This window comes from Chloroflexaceae bacterium, assembly GCA_025057155.1.
Lineage (GTDB): Bacteria > Chloroflexota > Chloroflexia > Chloroflexales > Chloroflexaceae > JACAEO01.
On the sequence record JANWYD010000112.1, the window covers coordinates 1 to 647 of the forward strand.

General features: G+C 73.6%; 1 protein-coding gene. It reads left to right on the forward strand.

Going from position 1 to position 647, the window contains the following annotated elements; all coding sequences use genetic code 11:
- The coding region (locus tag NZU74_20550; GenBank protein ID MCS6883718.1) for a hypothetical protein at window positions 1–647 on the forward strand (647 nt) is incomplete at both ends.

A 647-nucleotide genomic window follows, 5' to 3' on the forward strand; every position in this document is an offset into this window, starting at 1 on the left:
TTCGGCGCCTCACGCGGCGGGCAGGCGAGCCGCCGGGACCGCCGCCGGTCGAGATGGCCGACGCGGTAAGGCAACGACTGTGCATCCTCAACGGAGCGCCGCTGGTGCGGATCGCGCCCGTGCCGCCGGTGTACCTGCCGGAGACGGCGCTGCTGACGGCGACGGCGACGGACGACGGGCCGACGCTGGTCTATCGGTGGCGGCTGGCGAGCGGACCCGGCGCGGTGGCCTTTGACCGGCCGGACACAGCCGTAACGCGGGCGGCGTTTGGACAGGGTGGGACCTATGTGCTGGAGGTGGCGGTCAGCGACGGGCAGTATGTGGCGACGGCGCAGGTGAGCGTGGTCGTACACGGCCCAGGGAGCGTGAACGCGCCGCCGGTGGTGACGGCGACGGCGGCGACGCCGCTGCGGCTGGGCGGGAACTTACTGGAAGCCGTGGCGGGGGATGAGGAATGGGACGCTCAGGATCGGCCGCGCGGGGTGACGGCGGCGGCCGGGAACTGGCGGCGACCGCCGCTGGGGGCGCCGGGCGTGCCGGCGCCGTTTGCGGGGACGACCTACCTGTGGGTGGAGGGCATCCAGCCGCACCTGACATGGCGCGTGGACTTGACCGCGCTGGAGCGGCCGGACCTGTATGACATCGTG